Raw genomic sequence first — 1960 nt, forward strand, 5'->3', positions numbered from 1 at the left:
GCCCTGTGCCATCGCCCGGTGCGAGAGCATCGGCTCACCGGAGACATCGCCGATCGCCCACACGTTGCGCATCGAGGTCTTGCACTGGTCGTCGATCTTGACCGCCTAGCCGGCCAGATCCAGCTGCAGCGATTCGAGATTGAAGCCGTCGGTCTTCGGGCGACGGCCGACCGCGACCAGGATCTGGTCGGCGTCCAGCGCGATTTCGTTACCGTCCTTGTCGCGCACGCGCAGCTGGCCGTTGTCGGCCAGGCCAAGCACGCTGTGGCCGGTCAGCAGCTTCACGCCGGACTTCTCCAGGTGCGTGGCCACTGGCTTGGTCAGCTCGGCGTCGTAGGCCGGCAGGATGCGCTCCTGGGCCTCGACTACGGTGACCTCGCAGCCGAGCTTGCGATACACCGTGCCCAGCTCCAGACCGATGTAACCGCCTCCGACGACGATCAGCTGCTTGGGCAGCGAGGTCGGCGAGAGGGCTTCGGTGGAGGAGATGACCTTGCCACCGAACGGCAGGAACGGCAGTTCCACCGGCACCGAACCGGTGGCCAGCAGCAGGTGCTCGCAGGTGATGCGCAGCGTGCCGCCGTCTTCCGCGGCACCGGCGATCTCGACGGTCTTGCCGTCGACGATCGTGGCCCAGCCCTTGATCAGCTGCGCGCCGTTCTTCTTCAGCAGTGCACTGACGCCACCGGTCAGCTTCTTGACGATGCCGGCCTTCCACGCCACGGTCTTGGCCAGGTCCAGCGACGGGGCCTGCACGCTGATGCCCAGCGGCGAGGTGCCTTCCGCATACGCGGTGACCTTGGCGAACTCCTCGGCGGCATGGATCAGCGCCTTGGAGGGAATGCAGCCGATGTTGAGGCAGGTGCCACCCGGATTGACGCCCTCGACCACGATGGTCTTGACGCCGAGCTGGCCGGCGCGGATGCCGGCGATGTAACCGCCGGGACCGCCGCCGATGATCAGCAGCTGGGTTTGAAGGGTATTGGACATCGCTTACTCCACGAACAGCAGGGCCGGGGTTTCCAGGCGCGTACGGATCGCCTGCACGAACTCGGCCGCATCCATGCCATCGACGATGCGATGGTCGAACGAGGACGACAGATTCATCAGCTTGCGCGCCACCACCTGGCCCTCGCGGAMCATCGGGCGTTCGATGATGCGGTTGACGCCGACGATCGCCACTTCCGGATGGTTGATGATCGGGGTCGAGACCACACCGCCCACCGCACCGAGGCTGCTGATGGTGATGGTCGAGCCGGACAGCTCCTCACGGGTGGCCTTGCCCACGCGCACCGCGTTGGCCAGGCGCGCGATCTCGGTGGCGGTCTGCCACAGATCCAGCGACTCGGCATGCGCGACCACCGGCACCGACAGGCCGACCTCGCTCTGGGTCGCGATGCCCAGCTGCACGCCCTCATAGCGGGTCACGATGTTGGCCTGATCGTCATAGCGGGCGTTCATCTGCGGGAAGTCGCGTGCGGCCAGCACCACGGCGCGTGCCAGCAGCGGCAGCAGGGTCAGCTTGCCGCGCTCCTTGGCCCAGCGCTCGTTGAGCTTGGCGCGCAGGGCTTCCACTTCCGTGACGTCGATTTCTTCCACATAGGTGATGTGCGGAATGGTCGTCCAGGACTGCTGCATCTTCTGCGCGATCTTGCGGCGCAGGCCCATGATCGGCACCTGCTGCTCGCCGGTACGGCGCGCGTAGCTGCTGCCACCGGCACTGCCGCCGACCGGCTGCGCCTTGCCACCGGCGGCGGCGTAGGCGTCCAGATCGGCCTGCAGGATGCGACCGCCCGCGCCGGTGGCCGGCACGTAGCGCAGCTCGATCCCCAAGTCCCACGCGCGCCGGCGCACGGCCGGCGAGGCCAGCGGGGCTTCACCGGCGTTGAGTACGCCATTGGTGACCGCGCCGCGCGCGTCCTGCTTGGCGGCAGGGGTGGGTGCGGATGCGGCGGCGGCC

General features: G+C 67.9%; 1 protein-coding gene and 1 pseudogene. Both read right to left on the minus strand.

Annotation, left to right across the window (positions count from 1 at the left end; all coding sequences use genetic code 11):
• Window positions 1-990 (minus strand): annotated as a pseudogene (locus AC1DQP_RS20000) (dihydrolipoyl dehydrogenase family protein); the annotation flags it as partial.
• 3 nt (window positions 991-993) lie between these two features.
• Window positions 994-1960, minus strand: a 967-nt coding sequence (locus AC1DQP_RS20005) for a dihydrolipoamide acetyltransferase family protein (protein ID WP_478052365.1), incomplete at its 5' end; no start/stop codon positions are given.

The organism is Stenotrophomonas sp. P5_A8, assembly GCF_056400545.1.